This is a genomic window from Noviherbaspirillum soli (assembly GCF_015352955.1).
GTDB lineage: Bacteria > Pseudomonadota > Gammaproteobacteria > Burkholderiales > Burkholderiaceae_D > Noviherbaspirillum_A > Noviherbaspirillum_A soli.
On record NZ_JACYOX010000028.1, the window covers coordinates 34,691 to 53,083 of the forward strand.

At 63.9% G+C, this 18,393-nt stretch carries 16 protein-coding genes; 11 read left to right on the plus strand and 5 right to left on the minus strand.

All coding sequences use genetic code 11. The features are described from left to right. The first annotated feature begins 96 nt into the window (after window positions 1-96). The 4 genes from IGW04_RS18200 to IGW04_RS18215 all read left to right on the plus strand — a co-directional run bounded on the left by IGW04_RS18200 (window position 97) and on the right by IGW04_RS18215 (window position 5,252). The gene (locus IGW04_RS18200; RefSeq protein WP_194714505.1) at window positions 97-1,638 is read left to right on the plus strand and encodes a 3-hydroxyacyl-CoA dehydrogenase; all 1,542 of its coding nucleotides are present in this window, start codon (window positions 97-99) and stop codon (window positions 1,636-1,638) included. Window positions 1,639-1,710: 72 nt separating this feature from the next. After that, window positions 1,711-2,889: an acyl-CoA dehydrogenase gene (locus tag IGW04_RS18205; RefSeq protein WP_194714506.1), complete on the plus strand. Its 1,179-nt coding sequence runs from the start codon at window positions 1,711-1,713 to the stop codon at window positions 2,887-2,889. A gap of 20 nt (window positions 2,890-2,909) precedes the next feature. Continuing rightward, complete coding sequence (locus IGW04_RS18210) at window positions 2,910-4,106, plus strand: acyl-CoA dehydrogenase family protein (RefSeq protein ID WP_194714507.1); 1,197 nt, start codon at window positions 2,910-2,912, stop codon at window positions 4,104-4,106. A 3-nt stretch (window positions 4,107-4,109) separates the two neighbouring features. Beyond that, entirely contained in the window at window positions 4,110-5,252 is a 1,143-nt protein-coding gene (locus IGW04_RS18215; RefSeq protein ID WP_194714508.1) for an acyl-CoA dehydrogenase family protein, read from the plus strand. Between the two features lie 105 nt (window positions 5,253-5,357). On the opposite strand, the gene IGW04_RS18220 is transcribed toward IGW04_RS18215, so the two are convergent. Continuing rightward, the gene (locus IGW04_RS18220) at window positions 5,358-5,765 is read right to left on the minus strand and encodes a hypothetical protein (protein ID WP_194714509.1); all 408 of its coding nucleotides are present in this window, start codon (window positions 5,763-5,765) and stop codon (window positions 5,358-5,360) included. Between the two features lie 289 nt (window positions 5,766-6,054). Between IGW04_RS18220 and minC the strand changes: the two genes are divergently transcribed. The 3 genes from minC to minE are packed head-to-tail and all read left to right on the plus strand — an operon-like array spanning window position 6,055 to window position 7,945. Beyond that, a complete protein-coding gene (minC, locus tag IGW04_RS18225) occupies window positions 6,055-6,828 on the plus strand; it encodes a septum site-determining protein MinC (RefSeq protein ID WP_194714510.1) in 774 nt (257 codons plus the stop codon). 39 nt (window positions 6,829-6,867) lie between these two features. Beyond that, window positions 6,868-7,683: a septum site-determining protein MinD gene (gene minD / locus IGW04_RS18230; protein ID WP_194714511.1), complete on the plus strand. Its 816-nt coding sequence runs from the start codon at window positions 6,868-6,870 to the stop codon at window positions 7,681-7,683. A gap of 1 nt (window position 7,684) precedes the next feature. Continuing rightward, on the plus strand, window positions 7,685-7,945 hold the full coding sequence (minE, locus tag IGW04_RS18235; RefSeq protein ID WP_194714512.1) for a cell division topological specificity factor MinE: 261 nt from the start codon (window positions 7,685-7,687) through the stop codon (window positions 7,943-7,945). Between the two features lie 184 nt (window positions 7,946-8,129). On the opposite strand, the gene IGW04_RS18240 is transcribed toward minE, so the two are convergent. Continuing rightward, the gene (locus IGW04_RS18240) at window positions 8,130-10,199 is read right to left on the minus strand and encodes a hypothetical protein (RefSeq protein ID WP_194714513.1); all 2,070 of its coding nucleotides are present in this window, start codon (window positions 10,197-10,199) and stop codon (window positions 8,130-8,132) included. Window positions 10,200-10,557: 358 nt separating this feature from the next. Here IGW04_RS18240 and IGW04_RS18245 point away from each other — a divergent pair, with 358 nt between their 5' ends. Then, window positions 10,558-11,358 carry a DUF429 domain-containing protein gene (locus tag IGW04_RS18245; RefSeq protein WP_194714514.1) on the plus strand — a complete coding sequence of 267 codons (801 nt, stop codon included), beginning with the start codon at window positions 10,558-10,560 and terminating at the stop codon, window positions 11,356-11,358. Window positions 11,359-11,408: 50 nt separating this feature from the next. On the opposite strand, the gene IGW04_RS18250 is transcribed toward IGW04_RS18245, so the two are convergent. Continuing rightward, window positions 11,409-12,473 (minus strand): hypothetical protein, encoded by a 1,065-nt coding sequence (locus IGW04_RS18250; protein WP_194714515.1) that lies wholly within the window; start codon window positions 12,471-12,473, stop codon window positions 11,409-11,411. Between the two features lie 337 nt (window positions 12,474-12,810). Here IGW04_RS18250 and IGW04_RS18255 point away from each other — a divergent pair, with 337 nt between their 5' ends. Continuing rightward, the gene (locus IGW04_RS18255) at window positions 12,811-14,736 is read left to right on the plus strand and encodes an AsmA family protein (RefSeq protein ID WP_194714516.1); all 1,926 of its coding nucleotides are present in this window, start codon (window positions 12,811-12,813) and stop codon (window positions 14,734-14,736) included. Between the two features lie 32 nt (window positions 14,737-14,768). Here IGW04_RS18255 and IGW04_RS18260 read toward each other — a convergent pair whose 3' ends face one another. Further along, a complete protein-coding gene (locus IGW04_RS18260) occupies window positions 14,769-16,766 on the minus strand; it encodes an acetoacetate--CoA ligase (RefSeq protein ID WP_228527186.1) in 1,998 nt (665 codons plus the stop codon). Window positions 16,767-17,058: 292 nt separating this feature from the next. Next, on the minus strand, window positions 17,059-17,550 hold the full coding sequence (locus tag IGW04_RS18265; RefSeq protein ID WP_194714517.1) for a hypothetical protein: 492 nt from the start codon (window positions 17,548-17,550) through the stop codon (window positions 17,059-17,061). 16 nt (window positions 17,551-17,566) lie between these two features. Here IGW04_RS18265 and IGW04_RS18270 point away from each other — a divergent pair, with 16 nt between their 5' ends. Together IGW04_RS18270 and IGW04_RS18275 are read left to right on the plus strand one after the other, a co-directional pair. Beyond that, complete coding sequence (locus IGW04_RS18270) at window positions 17,567-17,884, plus strand: hypothetical protein (RefSeq protein ID WP_194714518.1); 318 nt, start codon at window positions 17,567-17,569, stop codon at window positions 17,882-17,884. Window positions 17,885-18,013: 129 nt separating this feature from the next. After that, the gene (locus IGW04_RS18275; RefSeq protein WP_194714519.1) at window positions 18,014-18,376 is read left to right on the plus strand and encodes a hypothetical protein; all 363 of its coding nucleotides are present in this window, start codon (window positions 18,014-18,016) and stop codon (window positions 18,374-18,376) included. Window positions 18,377-18,393: the final 17 nt, after the last annotated feature.

Genomic DNA, 18,393 nt, shown 5'->3' on the forward strand with positions numbered 1-18,393 from the left:
TCAAACAGCATTCCACCGTGCAGAATAAAAATTTGCAGTGAAAAACTCCCGACCTGGCGTCGCGGCGAAACAAGAGAATATCCCAGGAGAATAAGCATGCAATCCAGTTACCTTCCTGAGCCAAGCTCCCCGGACCTGGTCGTCGGCATCGTCGGCTGCGGCGTGATGGGACGCGGCATTGCCCAGATTGCCGCTCTGGCCGGCGCCACCGTCTGGCTCAACGACACCCGCGCCGGCGCCGCCGAGGCAGCCAGACAGGCGCTGGCCGGCACCTTCAACATGCTGACCGAGAAGGGCAAATTACAGCGCGACGCCGCCGACAGCGCGATCGCCCGCCTGCATGCCGGCGACGACCTGAAGCAACTGGCCGGTTGCCATGTGATCGTCGAAGCCATCATTGAGCAGCTGGAAGCGAAGAAGAGCCTGTTCCGCACGCTGGAAGACATCGTCGATCCGGGTGCCATCCTGGCGACCAATACTTCCTCCCTGTCGGTGACCTCGATTGCCGCCGGCCTGAAGCGGCCGCAACAGGTGGCCGGCTTCCACTTCTTCAATCCGGTGCCGCTGATGAAGATCGTCGAGGCGATCGGCGGGCTGATGACGGCACCGGAAATCGTCGACTACATGCTGGCGCTGGGCCGTCACTGGGGCCACACCGCAGTGCGCGCCAAGGACACGCCGGGCTTCATCGTCAATCATGCCGGCCGCGGCTTCGGCACCGAGGGCCTGCGCATCCTGGCCGAGAACGTGACCGACATCCCGACCCTGGACCGCATATTGCGCGACGGCCCCGGCTTCAAGCTGGGCCCATGCGAATTGATGGACCTGACCGGCCTGGACGTGTCGCATCCGGTGATGGAATCGATCTACCACCAGTACTACGAAGAGCCGCGCTTCCGTCCGCAGAACCTGACGCGTCAGATGCTTGACGCCGGCGCGGTCGGCCGCAAGGTCGGCCATGGCTTCTACCGCTATAGCGCCGAGGGCAAGAAGGAAGTTGCCGCCGAGCCGGCGCCCTCCTCCGCGCTGCCGCCTTCCGTCTGGGTGTCGCAGGCGCGGCCGGAACTGGCTGCGCGCATCGCACCTTTCCTGCAGGCAGCCGGCGTGACTGTGGAAGACGGCGCCAAGCCGAGCGAACGCGCGCTGTGCATCGTCACGCCCCTGGGCGACGATGCCACCCGCTGCTGCGTGGCGCAGGGTTTGGACCCGCGCCGCACGGTCGGCGTGGAAACCCTGTTCGACCTGACCCGCCGCCGCGTGGCCATGACCACGCCGGCGACCGACGCCGCCTATGCCGAGATGGCGCGCGGCCTGCTGGGCGCGGATGGCGTGCCGGTCAGCCTGGTGCGCGACAGCAGCGGCCTGGTGTCGCAGCGCGTGGTGGCGCATATCATCAATATCGCCGCCGAGATTGCGCAGCAGAATATCGCCGAGCCGGCCGATATCGATCGCGCCGTCACGCTGGGCCTGGGCTATCCGCGCGGGCCGTTGGCGTGGGGCGATGAGCTGGGTGCACGCACCGTGCTGACCATCCTCAACAACCTGCTGCAGGAAACCGGCGACCCGCGCTACCGCGCCAGCCAGTGGCTGCGGCGCCGCGCCGAACTCGGCCTGTCGCTGTTGCAGCGCGAAGTCTGATCCGAACCGGCCTGCGCTGTCTCGCGTTGGCCTACCCTTGCCTTAGAACGAACATTCAATCTGGAGAACGCCATGCAAGCCAAAGCACAATTTCACTGGGACGATCCGCTGCTGCTGGACCAGCAGCTTACTGACGAAGAGCGCATGGTGCGCGATGCAGCGGCTGCATACTGCCAGGACAAGCTGCAGCCGCGCGTGCTGGATGCCTTCCGCAACGAAACCACCGACCCGGCCATCTTCCGCGAGATGGGCGAACTCGGACTGCTCGGCCCGACCATTCCCGAACAGTATGGCGGCCCCGGCCTGAACTATGTCAGCTACGGCCTGATCGCCCGCGAAGTCGAGCGCGTCGACTCCGGCTACCGCTCGATGATGAGCGTGCAGTCCTCGCTGGTGATGGTGCCGATCTATGAATTCGGCACCGAAGAGCAGAAGCAGAAGTTCCTGCCCAAGCTGGCCCGCGGCGAATGGATAGGCTGCTTCGGCCTGACCGAACCCAACCACGGCTCCGACCCCGGCTCCATGGTCACCCGCGCCCGCAAGGTCGACGGCGGCTATGAGCTGTCCGGCGCGAAGATGTGGATTTCCAATTCCCCGATCGCCGACGTGTTCGTGGTCTGGGCCAAGGACGACGAAGGCGCGATCCGCGGCTTCATCCTCGAAAAGGGCATGCAGGGCCTGTCGGCCCCGGCCATCCACGGCAAGTTCGGCCTGCGCGCCTCGATCACCGGCGAGATCGTGATGGACGGCGTGTTCTGCCCGGAAGAGAATGCCTTCCCCGACGTGCGCGGCCTGAAGGGCCCGTTCACCTGCCTGAACTCGGCCCGCTACGGCATCGCCTGGGGCGCGCTGGGCGCGGCCGAAGCCTGCTGGCACACCGCGCGCCAGTATGTGCTGGACCGCAAGCAGTTCGGCAAGCCGCTGGCGGCCAACCAGCTGATCCAGAAGAAGCTGGCAGACATGCAGACCGAGATCACGCTGGGCCTGCAGGGCTGCCTGCGGCTGGGCCGGATGAAGGACGAAGGCACGGCGGCGACCTCGATCACCTCGATCATGAAGCGCAATTCCTGCGGCAAGGCGCTGGACGTGGCCCGCATCGCGCGCGACATGCTGGGCGGCAACGGCATCTCCGACGAGTTCGGCGTGATCCGCCACATGGTGAACCTGGAAGTGGTCAACACCTATGAAGGCACCCACGACATCCATGCGCTGATCCTGGGCCGCGAACAAACCGGCATCGCCGCGTTCTAAGAGCGGCGTCGGAGACCAATATGGACTTGAATTTCACAGCGGAAGAAACCGCATTCCGGGAACAGGTGCGCAGCTTCATGCAGGAAAAGCTGCCGGCCGACATCCGGAAAAAAGTGCTGGGCGGCCTGATCGTCGAGCGCGATGACTACGTGCGCTGGCAGCGCATCCTGCATGAGCAGGGCTGGGGCGCGCCGGCCTGGCCGCAGCAGTTCGGCGGCACCGGCTGGAATGCCACCCAGCAGTACATCTTCGAGGAAGAGTCGGCCGCGGCCGGCGCGCCGCGCGCGGTGCCCTTCGGGCTGAAGATGGTGGCGCCGGTCATCATGGCCTTCGGCTCGCCGGCGCAGCAGCAGCGCTTCCTGCCCAAGATCCTGGCGGCCGAGGAATGGTGGTGCCAGGGTTATTCCGAACCGGGCGCCGGCTCGGACCTGGCCTCGCTGAAGATGCGCGCGGTACGGGAAGGCAATGAATACGTGCTCAATGGCCAGAAAACCTGGACCACGCTGGGCCAGTATGCCGACTGGATCTTCTGCCTGGTGCGCACCGACTTCGAAGCCAAGGCGCAGCGCGGCATTTCCTTCCTGCTGGTGAAGATGGACACGCCCGGCATCACGGTGCGCCCCATCATCACGATGGACGGCGCGCACGAGGTCAATGAAGTCTATTTCGAGAACGTGCGGGTGCCGGTGGAAAACCTGATCGGCGAGGAGAACAAGGGCTGGACCTATGCCAAGTTCCTGCTCGGCCACGAGCGCACCAACATCGCGGGCATCGGCATCGCCAAGCGCGAACTCGGACGCCTCAAGCGGGTTGCCCTGCAGGAGCAGAAGAATGGCAAGCCGCTGCTGAAGGACCCGCTGTTCGCCGCCCGCGTGGCGCAGGTGGAAGTCGACCTGACCGCGCTGGAGATCACCAACCTGCGGGTGCTGTCGGCGGAAGCGGAGCATCGCGCGCCGGGGCCGGAAGCCTCGATCCTGAAGATCAAGGGCACCGAGATCCAGCAGGCCATCACCGAGCTGCTGACGCAGGCGGTCGGTCCTTATGCGCTGCAGTTGCGGCGCGAGGCGATGGCCGCCGGCTATCAGGGCGAGCACATCGGCCCCGACTACGCCACCCCGCTGGCCGCCGGCTATCTCAACATGCGCAAGCTGTCGATCTATGGCGGCTCCAACGAGATTCAGAAAAACATCATCTCGCAAATGATCCTGGGACTGTAAGACATGGACTTCACATTCACTGAAGAGCAGCAGATGCTGCAGGACACCACGCGGCGCTTCATCGCCCGGGATTACAGCTTCGAGACCCGTCGCGAGCGCGCCAGGGCGGCGCGCGAAGGCCATGCCGACCGCAAGGTCTGGCAGGGCCTGGCCGACCTCGGCCTGACGGCGCTGAACGTGCCCGAAGAAGACGGCGGCCTGGGCGGCAACGCGATCGACACCATGCTGGTGATGACGGCGATGGGCGAAGGCCTGGTGCTGGAGCCCTTCCTCTCCAGCGCGGTCATGGCGACCAGGGCGCTGGCCACGCTGGGCAGCCCGGCGCAGAAGGAAGCGATGCTGCCGGCACTGGCCGGCGGCGAAATGATCGCGGTGTTTGCGCATGACGAGGGGGCCAGCCGCTTCGACTGGAAGGCCATCGAGACCAGCGCCCGCGAGGACGATGACAGCTACGTGCTTAACGGCCACAAGAGCATGATTGCCTATGCGCCCCACGCCGACGTGCTGCTGGTGACCGCCCGCATCCAGGGTCCGGACCAGCCCGGCGCGATGGCGGTGTTCGCCGTGCCCAGGGATGCGGCCGGCCTGCGCATCACGCCTTTCACCATGGTCGACGGCGCGATCGGCGGCGAGATCCTGCTCGATGACGTGACCCTGCCGGCACAGGCTCTGCTGGGCGAGTCCAGCGACGATGCGGAAGGCCGTATCGGCGAGGTGCTTGATGCCGGCCTGGCCGCGGTCTGCGCCGAAGCCGTCGGCGCGCTCGACAAGCTGCTCGCGGCGACGGTGGAATACGCCCGCACCCGCAAGCAGTTTGGCGTGCAGATCGGCAAATTCCAGGCCCTTCAGCACAGGATGGCCGACATGGTGCTGCATATCGAGCAGGCGCGGTCGATGGCTTACCTTGCTTCGGTGCGCTGCACCGATGCCGACCTGGCACGCCGCCGGCGCGACCTGTCGGCCGCCAAGGTGGTGGTTGGACAGGCATGCCGCTTCGTCGGCCAGCAGGCGGTGCAGTTGCACGGCGGCATGGGCGTCACCGACGAGCTCGATGTAAGCCATTACTTCAAGCGCCTGATGGCCATCGAAATGCAGTTCGGCAGCACCGATACCCATCTGGAGCAGGTGGCGGCGGCGCTGGCTTAAGCATTGCGGCTTAAACATTGCCACAAAGGCTGCAAGCAAAGGCCGCGGGAATCCGCGGCCTTTGTGTTTCAAGGCGTCCAAGCGGGCGTTTGGGCCCGCTACGGTTCAGTTAGCTTCGCGCAGCAGGCGATAAAGCGCCATCGCAGGAACCGTGCCACTGTTTTCGCCAACCTTGTCCAGCACCTGCTGCTGTCGGGCCGCGTTGCCGCCCAGCCCCTTCAGCCATGCCAGCACCTCCCGCCGCAATGCCAGGCGCGGACGTGCCGCCACTTCCAGTTCCGTCAGGAACAGTGCAAGCATGCCGGCGGCAGGGTGGGATGCGCAAGCCGGTACATCGGGGCCGATCAGTTCAGGAGTCCATGCCATCAGGGCACGGGCGAGCTGCGATACCGTCTCGTCATACTGCCTGTTGGCAGCCGCTTCCTCTTCCGAACAGGATTCGGTGCTCTCGGTGTCGTCGTGTCTGCCCGGGTCGCGAATCCCTGGCGGTATGGAGCGATTAATTGGGTTCATGGAAATTGTCTCCTCGAAAAAATCCGCTTTGTAACCTTTATGCCGGATTCATCGCTCCTGCCTCCCTGTCAGCGGGCAGGAAATCGATTTTCAGCTCGCTTTATGTCGCCAGAGGAAGAAGAAAGCAGAACGGTTGACGTTATAATGGCCGCCGGACTGCAAGCGGTGGCAAGCACCCTTGCAAGTGGGCCGCCGGATCGCGGCCCGTTTTATTGAGTGCCTGCAATATCCGTTCTGGCGCGACAAGTCCGCCGGTCCGGAAATCTCTTGTCTTCATCCCTGGTTTTCTATGTCCAATACCCAAGTGCGCAAGCCCATCGAAATCAAGATTTCCACTGTCGTCGCGGTCGCGGCCATCCTCGGCGACACCAGCATGCCCGTGCTGCAGGCGGCGATGACGGAAATGACGGGCGGCGCCGCCGACTATTTCGACGGCGAATTCGCCATTCTCGACGTTGGTTCGATGGCGCCCGCGCCTGCAGCAATCGACTGGCCGGGTCTGATTGCGCTGTTCAAGTCGCATGGCCTCAATCCGGTCGCGGTGCGCAATGCGCCGCCGGCGCTGGAAGCGGAAATCTTGGCCCATGGCCTGTCGCTGGATGTGGTTGCCAAGCCACGCGGCACACCACGCGCGGAGCCGGCGCCTGCGCCAGCCGTCCCCGCGCCGCAAGCTGTGCCGGCACAGCCGGCGCCTGCGGCCCAGCAGCCGGTGGCGCGCGGCGCCATGATCATCGATACGCCGGTTCGTGCCGGCCAGCGGGTCTACGCCCATGGCTGCGACCTGATCGTTACCGCCGCGGTCAACAATGGCGCTGAACTGATTGCCGACGGCAGCATCCATGTTTACGCACCGCTGCGCGGCCGGGCGCTGGCCGGCGCCTCTGGCGACAGCAATGCCCGGATTTTCGCGATGAGCATGGAGCCAGAACTGGTGTCGATTGCCGGCTATTACCGCACATTCGATGAGGGATTGCCCAAGGAACTGGCGCATGCGCCGGGCCAGGTGCGCCTGCTGGGCGACCGCATTGAAATCAACGCAATGACGAGCGCATTGCATCGCTAAGCGTTGCCAACACCGTTTTTCTAATAAAGGAGTTTGTTTGTGGCAAAGATAATCGTCGTAACGTCCGGCAAGGGCGGCGTTGGCAAAACTACTTCCAGCGCCAGCTTCGCGTCCGGCCTGGCTCTGCGCGGCCACAAGACCGCCGTGCTCGATTTCGACGTCGGCCTGCGCAACCTCGACCTGATCATGGGCTGTGAACGGCGCGTGGTGTACGACCTGATCAACGTGATCAACCAGGAAGCCACCCTGAACCAGGCGCTGATCAAGGACAAGCATTGCGAGAACCTGTTCGTGCTGCCGGCGTCCCAAACCCGCGACAAGGACGCGCTGACCGAAGAAGGCGTGGAGCGGGTGCTGAAGGACCTGGCCGCGATGGATTTCGAATACGTGATCTGCGATTCCCCGGCCGGCATCGAGCGCGGCGCCGTGATGGCGCTGACGTTTGCCGACGAGGCAGTGATCGTCACCAATCCCGAAGTCTCCTCGGTGCGCGACTCCGACCGCATCCTGGGCATCATCCAGGCCAAGTCGCGCCGCGCCCAGTCGGGCGGCGAGCCGGTCAAGGAACACCTGCTGATCACGCGCTATGTGCCCAAGCGCGTGGAAGCCGGCGAAATGCTGTCCTATACCGACGTCCAGGAAATCCTGCGCATACCGCTGGTTGGCATCATTCCCGAATCGGAATCGGTCCTGCATGCTTCCAACCAGGGCAATCCTGCCATCCACATTGAAGGCAGCGATGTGTCGCAGGCTTACAAGGACGTGGTGTCGCGCTTCCTCGGCGAGGATGTGCCGATGCGCTTCACCACCTATGAAAAACCCGGGCTGTTCCAGAGAATCTTTAGAGGCAAGTGATATGGCCCTGCTCTCTTTCCTGTTCAGCAACAAACCCAAGTCCGCCAATGCGGCCAAGGAACGGCTGCAGATCATCATCGCGCGGGAGCGCAATGGCACCGCGGGGCCCGACTTCCTGCCGGCCCTGCACAAGGAACTGATCGACGTCATTTCCAAGTACACCAAGGTCAATGCCGACGACATCAAGATTTCACTTGATCGTCAAGGCAACCTGGAAGTGCTGGATGTGAACGTGGTACTGCCGGACGCCGCGCCACGCTGATCCATGCCTGACTACCGGTAGCAGCGCGGCATCGCGTTGTCGTCGACGCCAGCCGGGATGTCCTGAACCGCCGGAATCGCCAGGCGCCGCAAGGCCTGTAGCGATTCCGGCGGTTTATTCATTTCATAGGCCGGCAGGCGCTGCCAGCCCGCTGTAATGACTGGCGGATCTGGACGGACGTCGCTTAATCTTCTTTCGTGCCTTTGCTGGCCTTGCCCGGCGTCTTCTCCCTTTTCTCCTTCCTTACCTCCTTCGCCTCTCTTTTCTCCTCGCTGCCTCTCTTAGGCTTGCTGCCTTGTTCGGCTTCCGGGGCAACGATATTTCCTTCCTCTTCAGCCCGTGTTGCCCTGGATTTCGCTTTCTTCTTTTCCGCCGCCCGGACCGGCCCGGCCTCCTGCTGCGCCACTTCGAACGTTGCTGACTTTTTCTTCGGCTTGGACACCGCTTTTGGGCTGGTTGGCTGGTTCGTTAGCGAATGCCCGCCGCCAGGCAAGCTTTCGGCGATAGGCGACTTCTTCCGGATCCTCTCTCTTTCCTGCATCGCCGTGCCGTCCACGCCCGCCGCCATTTCGACCGTCAGCCCTTCGTCCGAGACCTTTTCACGCGGCTTGGCGTCTCTGGCGATTTTTTTTCGCGGTGACAGGCCAATCGCATCGGCGCCCCGGGTGCCGGAAGGCTGGGCCGCTCTTTTCGCCTTGCCAGGCAGAAGGAAATCCATCGACCGGCCTTTCCGGCGCCGCTCTTTTGCCCGTTCGGATTTTTGCCTGGCTCGGGCATCCGCATCCTGCTCGTGCAGGAAATCATCAGCCTGACGTACCGCCTTCACCAGGGCGTCGTAAGCGATTTCGCAGCTGGCCAGCGCCTTGGCCATGTCAGGCGAGTCGCTCAGTGCCGTTTCCCGATTGTCGCGCTTGAAATACATCATCCTGGCGACCTGGCCGAAAAAGTCTAGCCACATCTGGCAATGCCGCTTGTCTTCCGGCGTTGCGTCCGAGTCGGGTCTGACGACCGCCTTGAGCCTTTCGCGCAGGATCAATATCTCGTTGACATAACCCAGTTCATTCTCCGTCGCCTCGATCAAGGCTTCGCCAATGCCAATCCCCCGGGTCGATTCGGCAAAGGCGATGGAAGCGACGAATTTGTACGCGATGCAATGAAGGACGGGCCAGTCGTTCGTGATGACTCCAAGGGATCGCTCGAAGAACCGCAACAGGGAGCGGCTGACATCATGCTTGTCAAACTGCCTGTCGGCTTTCTTCTTCCAGGCAAGCAGGGCTTCTTCCTTGGAAGCAAAGCCTGCAAGCTTTTCCCTGGGAAGCAGCGGAAGGGTCTCTTTCCCGCCGCCAGGCGATGGAAGGGGAAGCAAGGCCGTCATTGAACCAGCGCGTAAACGCTGATTAGATGCGGGATCGGCATTTGGTCCGCCCGACGCCTTGCCCGCTCCGCTCACCCAACTGGTGTCATGGCCGGACAGGTCGCCCAAATGGATGCGAGCCAGGTTCCTGCGTACCGCATCAATCGGATTACGCAGCTTGATGAGCTTGCCGGCCGGGTCTTGCTGGCCAGCCTGGACCTCTTCCTTGCGCAGCGCCTTTGCCGCCATCAACGCGTAGCCGAAAAGCCTGATCCACACGCTCATCTTCTCCTGCTGCGCCGATGGCGCCCTTCCTTGATAGTCGCGCCAGGAAATCTCCTCGTTCTGCAGGCCTTCGATGGCCGCTTCGGAAACGAACATGCCTTTCACCACCTCGATGAAGCCGTCGATAAAGGCATCGTCAACGGGATAAAAATTTGTTGTGCACGGAATGCGCCCCACCTGCCTGACCAGTTCAGTGCCGCAGGTGTCGTTCAGGAGGGTGCCATGGATCAGCATGGCGCACTCGGTATAGTGGTCCCATGCCGGAGAGACGAAGTCGCCGTCATTACTCAATAGCGTGACCCGTTGCTGTGGCGCCGTTGTCGTTGTGCTGGTGACAGTCGTGGCAGTGGAAGTCGTGGTGGTGGTAATCGTCGGGTAGCTGGCAGTCACCGATGTCGTGATGGAAGAACCATCAATGATCGGCACGCGATCCGCCGGCGGGGACGCGGCGCTCAACAGACTTGCCGTATTGCTGCTGCGACCCTGGATCACCGGCGTGCCTTTTCCCTGGCCCTGGTGAGGGTCGTCAGGCTGTTTTTCTCCCGCCTGCACGGAAGCAAAAGGAACGTTTTTCTGTGGTGATCTGTTTTTTGATACTGACTTCTCCGAGGCCATCGAAACACTCCTTTTTACGGTGACAAACAACGAGCGGCCTAAGTCGCCCGCGGTGCAGGATGAGTTCCGTGCTGCCCGCGGCTTTTGCTCTGTGCGCCAACGCACTACCGATTGCAAGAAACTCACGTGATAATCCAGCCATCACCGCCAGTCATTTCGCCAATCACCATGAATCCCAGGCTTCGACTCCTTTACTGTCTGCTGGCCCTCCTCGCCGTGCTGGGCATGTGCGCTTACGCTGCCTCGGCACTCCTGGGCTGGATGCCGGGCGCCCACGGCTTGCCGCCGGATATCGCCGCGATACAGGCTCCGACGGGAGGATTTTGATGTCCCTACCATTGGCAGCCTGCGCTCTGGCATGAAGCTGCACGGCATCGACTACACCTCGGCGCCCAGCCGGCGCAAGGGCATTACCATTGCCAGCGGCGAGCTGCAAGGCGATGTCTACGTGCTGACATCGCTGATTTCCCTGCCTGACCATGCCGCTTTCGATGACTGGCTACGCCAGCCAGGTCCATGGCTGGGCGCCTTTGATTTTCCTTTCTCTCTCCCGCGCGAGCTGGTGGAACACCTGGGCTGGCCAACTGACTGGGAGCCGTTGATGCACCATGTCGGCACATTGAGCCGCGCCGACCTGCGCACCACCTTCAAGGCCTTCTGCGATGCGCGCCCCGTGGGCGGCAAGTTTGCACATCGGGCCACCGACTATCCCGCCGGTTCGTCGCCGTCGATGAAATGGGTCAACCCGCCGGTGGCCTACATGCTGCATGCGGGCGTGCCGCAGCTGCTGGCGGCAGGCGTGACGATCTACCATCTGCATCCGGGCGATCCCAGCCGGGTTGCGCTGGAGGGCTACCCCGGCATGGTGGCGCGTGACATCACCCGCGATTCATACAAGAACGACCAGCCAAGCAAACAGACGCCGGCGCGGCGCGATGCCCGCGAACGCATTGTTGAGGGGCTCGAAGCCGGCCAGCATCGATGGGCCGTGAAGCTCGATGCCGGCCGCTTCAGGGATGCGTTGATCGACGACGGCAGCGCAGACCTGCTCGACGCGGTGTTATGCGGGATTCTTGCAGCCTGGGCATGGCAAAGACGGGATGCGCGGTACGGCTTGCCCGCGTTCGATGCGCTGGAAGGCTGGATCGTTGGTGCTTAGGACCTGGAAGTTTCGATCACCAGCCATCCACGCTTTGCGGCTCCCTGACGCTAGTTGGACGACGGCTTTCCATGCGACTCCGCAGGCATGATGGCTGCGCTGGATACAGGCGGGCCGCTGGCATGCTGCGCAGGCGATCGCTGCGCAGGACCTGGCAATGCGCCTAGCCCCCTGGCGGACGTGTTTGCCAGCCACGCCTTGAATGGAAGCTCGGTCATCTTGGGCTTGCGTTTCAGGGTGGACGTTTTCCACGAAAGGCTACGCGCCTTGACCGGACTGCGCTCTCTTTCCGGAGACAGTGACAGCTCGGCGTCGCTGTCCGCATCGAACGTGCGCGGTGAATCATGGCGGGGCGAGGCCAGGGTCTGCCGTGCCGAAGCCGGTTGTTCATCGCTGGCAGCGGTGGAGGCTTCCCGATGATCCGTTTTCTGCCTTTTCCGGGGTGGCATGTGGTCAGGCCCCATGGCATCTTCAAATGGGCGCCTGCCTGACGCCTGCGTGCGCGCAGGCTCGGCGGCTTGCCAATGCGCCTGGTGCGGATTGGCTTCCGGACGAGCAGACAACTTGCTGAAGTCCGTTTTCAGCCGCTCCTGCCCGAGGACTTCAATGATGCGGACCTTGTCTTCCTGTGCCGGCTGCGTCTTGAGCGCCCCTGGAGGCGGCGTGGCCCTGCTCAGTTCGCCTGGCACTATCGGCTCGTCAACCGTGATGAGCCAGTTAATCCTGAGCGGCGCCAGCCTGTCATTTCCATCTACGGCATCATTGCCATGCAGCCTCAGCAAGGAACGCCCGCTCCTGCCCTCGTCGTCGCCGGTCAGTCGGTCGATCTTGCGCAGCAGCTTGATCGACAGGGGCGAATTCGTCATCGAAGAGCCGGACAGTTTCTTGCCGGCTTGTGCCACGGTTCGATTGCCCGGACTACCGGGCCCTATTGCATTGCGTTGACCGGCCACCGCATTGCCAAGAAGCGACGGCACTGGCTGACGTTCCGATACCGACCTGATGACAATGTCGGATGATCGCTGCGGTGATGCCAGCTGGCCGGCATCGGCGTTGTTCTCATTATTTTCAGGACAGAACTTGTCACGTACCTGCTTGGTGAAATCAATTGCCATTTTCCTTCCTCCGTTCAAAGTTTGGGGTGGCCTTGAAAGCCGCCGTCTTTGTCGGCGCCAAGCCTGCCTGGTTCCTTCGCTGCCGCCTGATGCGTGGCTGCCCCCCGTTTCACGGCAAGCGGTTCGAGGCCGCAAGCGCCAGGACATGCTTCGCATGCAACGCAGATGCAGTCGCAATGCTGCGGCGCCGGCACATGCCGCTGGAAGCAGCCAGTCCGCATGAATACGACTGTTGACGGATTCCGGGTGACACCGCTGTTGTCAGGCAAACAAGAGCGTCATTTCCCTACAATGCAGGCTACAGCGTGCCTTGATCAATCGACCCGAAGGAATCCGTATGGCTGGCTGGCGCGGCAGGGCGTTCGCAATCGCAACGCTGGCAGCGGCATTGCTGGCCAGCGCAATCCTTGCCGGCCACCTGCTGTTCGATCAGCAGGCCCTCATCGTGATGGCGCAGGAGCGGGTGCATGCCGCCACCGGGCGCCGGCTGCTAATCGACACACTATCGGTGCGCTGGCTGCCCTTACCTTCCCTGCGCGCCACGGGCGTCGCGTTATCCAATCCGGACTGGGCGCAATACCGCGACATGATCCAGGCCGACCAGGTCGATATGCGACTGTCGTGGCGGGCACTGCTGTCAGGCCGGCTGGCGCCTGGCGCAATCCTGATGCGACAAGCAGCCATCCATCTCGAAACCACCGCCGACGGCAAACATAGCTGGAGCATTACCCCCGATGGCAAGGCTTCCGGCGCGCACTGGCAGGACCTGGGAGAGCTGCGCGCCGGCATGGTCGACCTTGTCTACCGCAGTCCGGCTGGCGAACATCAATGGAAGATACAGTCGCTGGCCGGCAGTGCGGCGCCGGGCTGGCGCAATGCGCAGTTACAGGCCGAGCTGCTGCGTGGATCGCAGCAGATGCGCCTGGAAGCGGAGATGGCGGACCTGTCGCAAGCCGGCCAGGCCGGCGCATCGAGCAAGGGGCGCATCGTGCTGCGTCTGCCGGCCGCCTCGGCGACCCTGACTGGCATCTTGCCGCTGTCGGCACAGGGCAGTGCCAACACGGCGGCGGATCTGTCGGTGCAGGCGGACTCGGTGGCGCAGGCCATCGGCTTCTTCAGCGCCGGCGATCCAGCCGATGCGCCCCCCGCGGCGCTCTCGCTGCAGGCCCGGCTGCGTGGCGCCGATCAGGCGCTTCTGTTCGACATCAGGCAACTGAAGCTGGGCTCGACCGAAGCCAGCGGCAACCTTACACTGCGCCACGAGAACGGCAAGCCGCGGCTTGAAGGCCAGCTCGCGCTACCCAGCCTAGACTGGGCAGCATTGCGCCGCGACGCCGGCAGGCCGCCGCCAGCGCCGCTTGCCCAGGGCGAGATATTCAGACGCGCACCCCTGCCCTGGAAAACGCTGGAAGCGCTGGCCGGCCTGGACAGCAAAGTGACGCTTCGGATAGACAAATTCCAGCTGCCTTCGGGCATACGCATGGAGCAGCTCGAAGCCAGCCTGCGCGGCGGCGGCGGCCGCATCCATGTTGCGCCCTTCTCGATGGCCCTGCTGGGCGGCAGCGCCAGCGGCAAGCTCAACCTGGATGCAACGCGGCATGCCGCCGACCTGACGCTGGACGCCAGCGGCATGATGCTGGAACGCTGGTTCAGCGAACGCGGACGCAAGGTGCCCGTCAGCGGCGGACCGATGCGCATCCGCGCCACCCTGCAGGCGAAGGGTGACACCCAGCGCGACATCGCCGCCAGCGCCGATGGCCTGATCACCGTGCGCGGCGGCGCCACGGTGATTCGTTCGGAAAAGGCAGGCAATGCGGAAAGCCTGCTGACCGATCTGTTTCCGCTGTTTTCCGAACGCGATGCCAGCCAGTTGCGGCTGCAATGCTTTTCTGCACGGCTGCCGCTGCGCCATGGACAGGCGGATGGCGCACTGGTGGGCGCCCGCAGCGATGCCAGCCAGCTGCTCACCCGAGGCAGCATCGATCTGCGGCAACAGGATGTGGACCTGCGCGGCAGGGTGCGCGCCCGCAACGGCATCAGCCTGGGCGTGGCGCTGGTGAGCGGCGATGTGGCGATCGCCGGCCCGCTGGCCAAGCCGAAAATGGCGCTCGACCCCTCCAGCCCGGGAGCGCTGGCGCGGCTCGGCGCGGCGGTATTGACCGGCGGGCTGAGCGTGGTCGCCACCGCCGCCTGGGATGCGGTCAATCCGGCGGACAACCCATGCGAGGCCGCACTGCAGGAACGGCGCGCCGCGGCTAAATAGCGGGCGCCGGCTTTCAGACCATCAGGCTGCGCTCAGGCAGCGCCGGCACTGCGCTGCCTGGCCAGCGCCATGTAGTAATCCAGGCTGTCCGGATTGGCCATGGCATCGCGGTTGGCGACCTGCTCCACCGGCATGCCCAAAAACAGCTTCTTCACCGGCAGCTCCATCTTCTTGCCGGTCAGGGTGCGCGGCACCTGCTCGACCTGGTGGATGTCGTTGGGCACATGGCGCGCCGACAGTTCGGTGCGGATGCGCTCGCGGATGCGCTGCTCCAGCGCCGCGTCCAGCGTCACGCCCTCGCGCAGCACCACGAACAGCGGCATCCAGGAGTCGCGGCCCAGGTATTCCAGGTCCACCACCAGGCTGTCCAGCACTTCCGGCAGGTCCTCCACCACGCGGTAGATCTCGGCCGTGCCCATCCGTATGCCATGGCGGTTGATGGTGGTGTCGGAGCGGCCATAGATGATGGCGCCGCCGCGCGGCGTGATGCGCAGCCAGTCGCCATGGCGCCACAGGCCCGGATAGGTTTCGAAGTAGCTTTCCAGGTAGCGCTTGTTGCCGGCATCGTTCCAGAAGTAGAGCGGCATCGATGGCATCGGCTCGGTGACCACCAGTTCGCCGACCGCGTCCTCCAGCTTGTTGCCCTGATCGTCCAGGGCGTAGACGGCGATGCCGAGGCTGCGCGCCTGCATCTCGCCGGCGTATACCGGCAGGACCGGGCAGGCGCCGACGAAGGAAGCGGCGATATCGGTGCCGCCGCTGATCACGGCCAGCAGCAGGTCGGCCTTCACATGGCGGTAGATCCATTCATAGCCTTCGACCGACAGCGGCGAGCCGGTGACGCCGACCGCGCGCAGCGGCGTCAGGTCGGCAATCTGCGCCGGCTCCAGGCCGGCCTTCATGCAGTTGGCGAAGTAGGCGGCGCCGGCGCCGATGAAGGTCAGGCCGGTTTCGCCGGCGAAACGCCATAGCGTACCCAGGTCCGGATAACCCGGATTGCCGTCGTAGATGCAGATCGTGGCGCCGACCAGCAGGCCGGTGACCTGGGAATTCCACATGATCCAGCCGGTGGTGGAAAACCACAGGAAGCGGTCGCGCTCGCCCAGGTCCAGTTGCAGCGCATGGCCCTTGACGCTCTCGATCAGCGCGCCGCCATGGCCATGCACGATGGGCTTGGGCATGCCGGTGGTGCCGGAGGAATACAGGATCCACAGGGGATGGTCGAACGGCAGCTGTTCGAAACGGATAGGCTGCGACCGGGCCGCCGGATGCTCCAGCAGCGCCTGCCACGGCATGGCGCCGTCCAGCGCGGCGACAGGGTTCAGGTAAGGCAGCAGCACGGTATGTTCCAGCGTCGGCAGCGCCTCGCGCAGCGTGCCCACCACCTCCATGCGGTCGAAATCGCGGCCGCCGTAACGGTAGCCGTCGACTGCCAGCAGCAGCTTGGGGTCGATCTGGCGGAAGCGGTCCAGCACGCTGGCATGGCCCATGTCGGGCGAGCAGCTCGACCAGATGGCGCCGATGCTGGCGCAGGCATAGAAGGCGACGGCGGTTTCCGGGATGTTGGGCAGGTACGCCACCACCCGGTCGCCCGGGCCGATGCCGAGCGCGCGCAGTGCATTGGCCACCGACGTAATCTGGCTGCGCAGCTCGCGCCAGGACAGTTCCGACAAGCCGCGCAGTTCGGAACGGGAAATGATGGCGGGCGCATCGGCTGCCGCGTCGTCGGTGTGAAAGCGGAATACCTGCTCGGCGAAATTGAGCCGGGCGCCATCGAACCATGTCGCGCCAGGCATCCTGTGCTCACCCAGCACTTGCGTGTAGGGGGCCGAGCTCTTGAGGTCGAAATATTGCCAGATCGATTCCCAGAAATCTTCCAGGTGGCTGACCGACCATTGCCAGCAGGCGTCGTAGCTGGAAAACGGCAGGCGCTTTTCGCGCCCCAGCCACTGCAGGTAATCATTGAGCCGGCTGCCGGCAATGCGTTCGGCGGATGGTGACCAGAGGGGTGCTGGCTGCTCGATGGACATCAGGTGTGCTCCGTATCGTTATTGTCGTGAAAGGTTTGCGAAAGAGTAACGCAAAATGGCAGGCAGGCGGTTGACGAGTGCCGGGGCACCGCTTTAATTCGGCGCAATGCGATGCTGGCGTGAGGATGATAGAGAGTGAGATGGCGTTGCCATTTCAATAAACGCAGGGATTGTGTTCGGTAGCGAACCGAATCCGGAAGCGTAAATGTTTTATCTTAATTTCAACGAATGGCAAAGCTGTATGCTTCGGCGTGCCGGCAATTCAGCGAACAGTGCGTCGGCTCGCCTTGCCTCATACCCCGGTCCGCATAGCGGATGTTTGATCGTCGAATTTTATAAAGGAAAGCATCATGGTGGATACCAGCAAGAATATGCCAGGCAGCAGCACCGGTTCGACCTCCGGCTCCACGGGCGGCTCGTCCACTTCCACCACCGGCAGCACGACGCAGAAGCCGTCGACCACGGGTAGCAGCAGCTTCCCGACATCCGGCGCCAGCACCAGCGGCACGTCGACCCCGGGTTCGGCAGGCACTTCCGGCTCGGGCACCTCGATGGGTTCGACCGGTTCGACCGGTTCGGCCGGATCCACTGGCTCCAGCGGCGCGACCGGATCGACGGGTTCCAACACCGGAAGCGGCGTTGCCGGCTCGACCACCGCCAAACCCGCAACCGGATCGACGGGCTCTACCGGATCGACGGGCTCTGCCGGTTCTACCCCTTCGACGGGTTCCACCGGCGCATCGTCGTCCAGCACCCCCTCCACCGGCACCGCTTCCAGCACCACGCCCGCACCGGGTTCGATGGGAGGTTCCGCCACCGCGGTGAAGGAGCGTGTCGACGAGGTCAAGACCACGGCGCATGACACGATAGACAAGGCTGCCGAAGCCGCTCGTCCGACCGTCGAAAAGCTGTCCAGCACAGCCCATGTCGCCGTTGACAAGGTGTCGACCGCTGCGTCGCAGGCGGCCAGCATGATGACCGAAAAGGCAGGCCAGATGAAGGACCTGCAGGACCAGGTCATTGCCGACACGCGCGTGCGCGTGCGTGAAAAGCCAATGACGGCACTGGCGATCGCCGCCGGCGCCGGCTTCATCATCAGCCGACTGCTGCGTCGTTAATCCCTGCCCGACCGGGGCGGACCCAGCGTCCGCCCTGTTTTCAGCGTCTTTCCCATTCTCGATAGTTGCATCTTTGCGCATTCACGAAGCGCGGGGCATCTGCCCGCATGCCATACAGGAGCAATACACATGACAAAAACGCTGCCTCTGACAGCTTGCCTGATGGCGCTGGCGCTGGCCGGCTGCAACCGCAGCGATGCGCCCAAGCCGACGACCGCGGCGACTGCAGTGAGCCAGCCCGGCGCCGCCACAGTAGAGAGCAAGGGCAGTTCCGTTGCCCTGCCGCCATCCGCGCTGCCGCAGCAGGATGCCGCCATGGCACCGCAGTCACCATCGGCCGCCGCCACCATTCCCGACTCGGCCAGCCCGTCGCAAGCCAATCCGCAGACACTGGACAAGCAGCAGGAATCGACCGCAATGCCCATGCCCGGACAGGTCAATAACCATTCCACGCCCGAGTCCATCGATAAGCCCGGCGCGCCGCCGAAGTAAGACCGGCAGCGGACTAG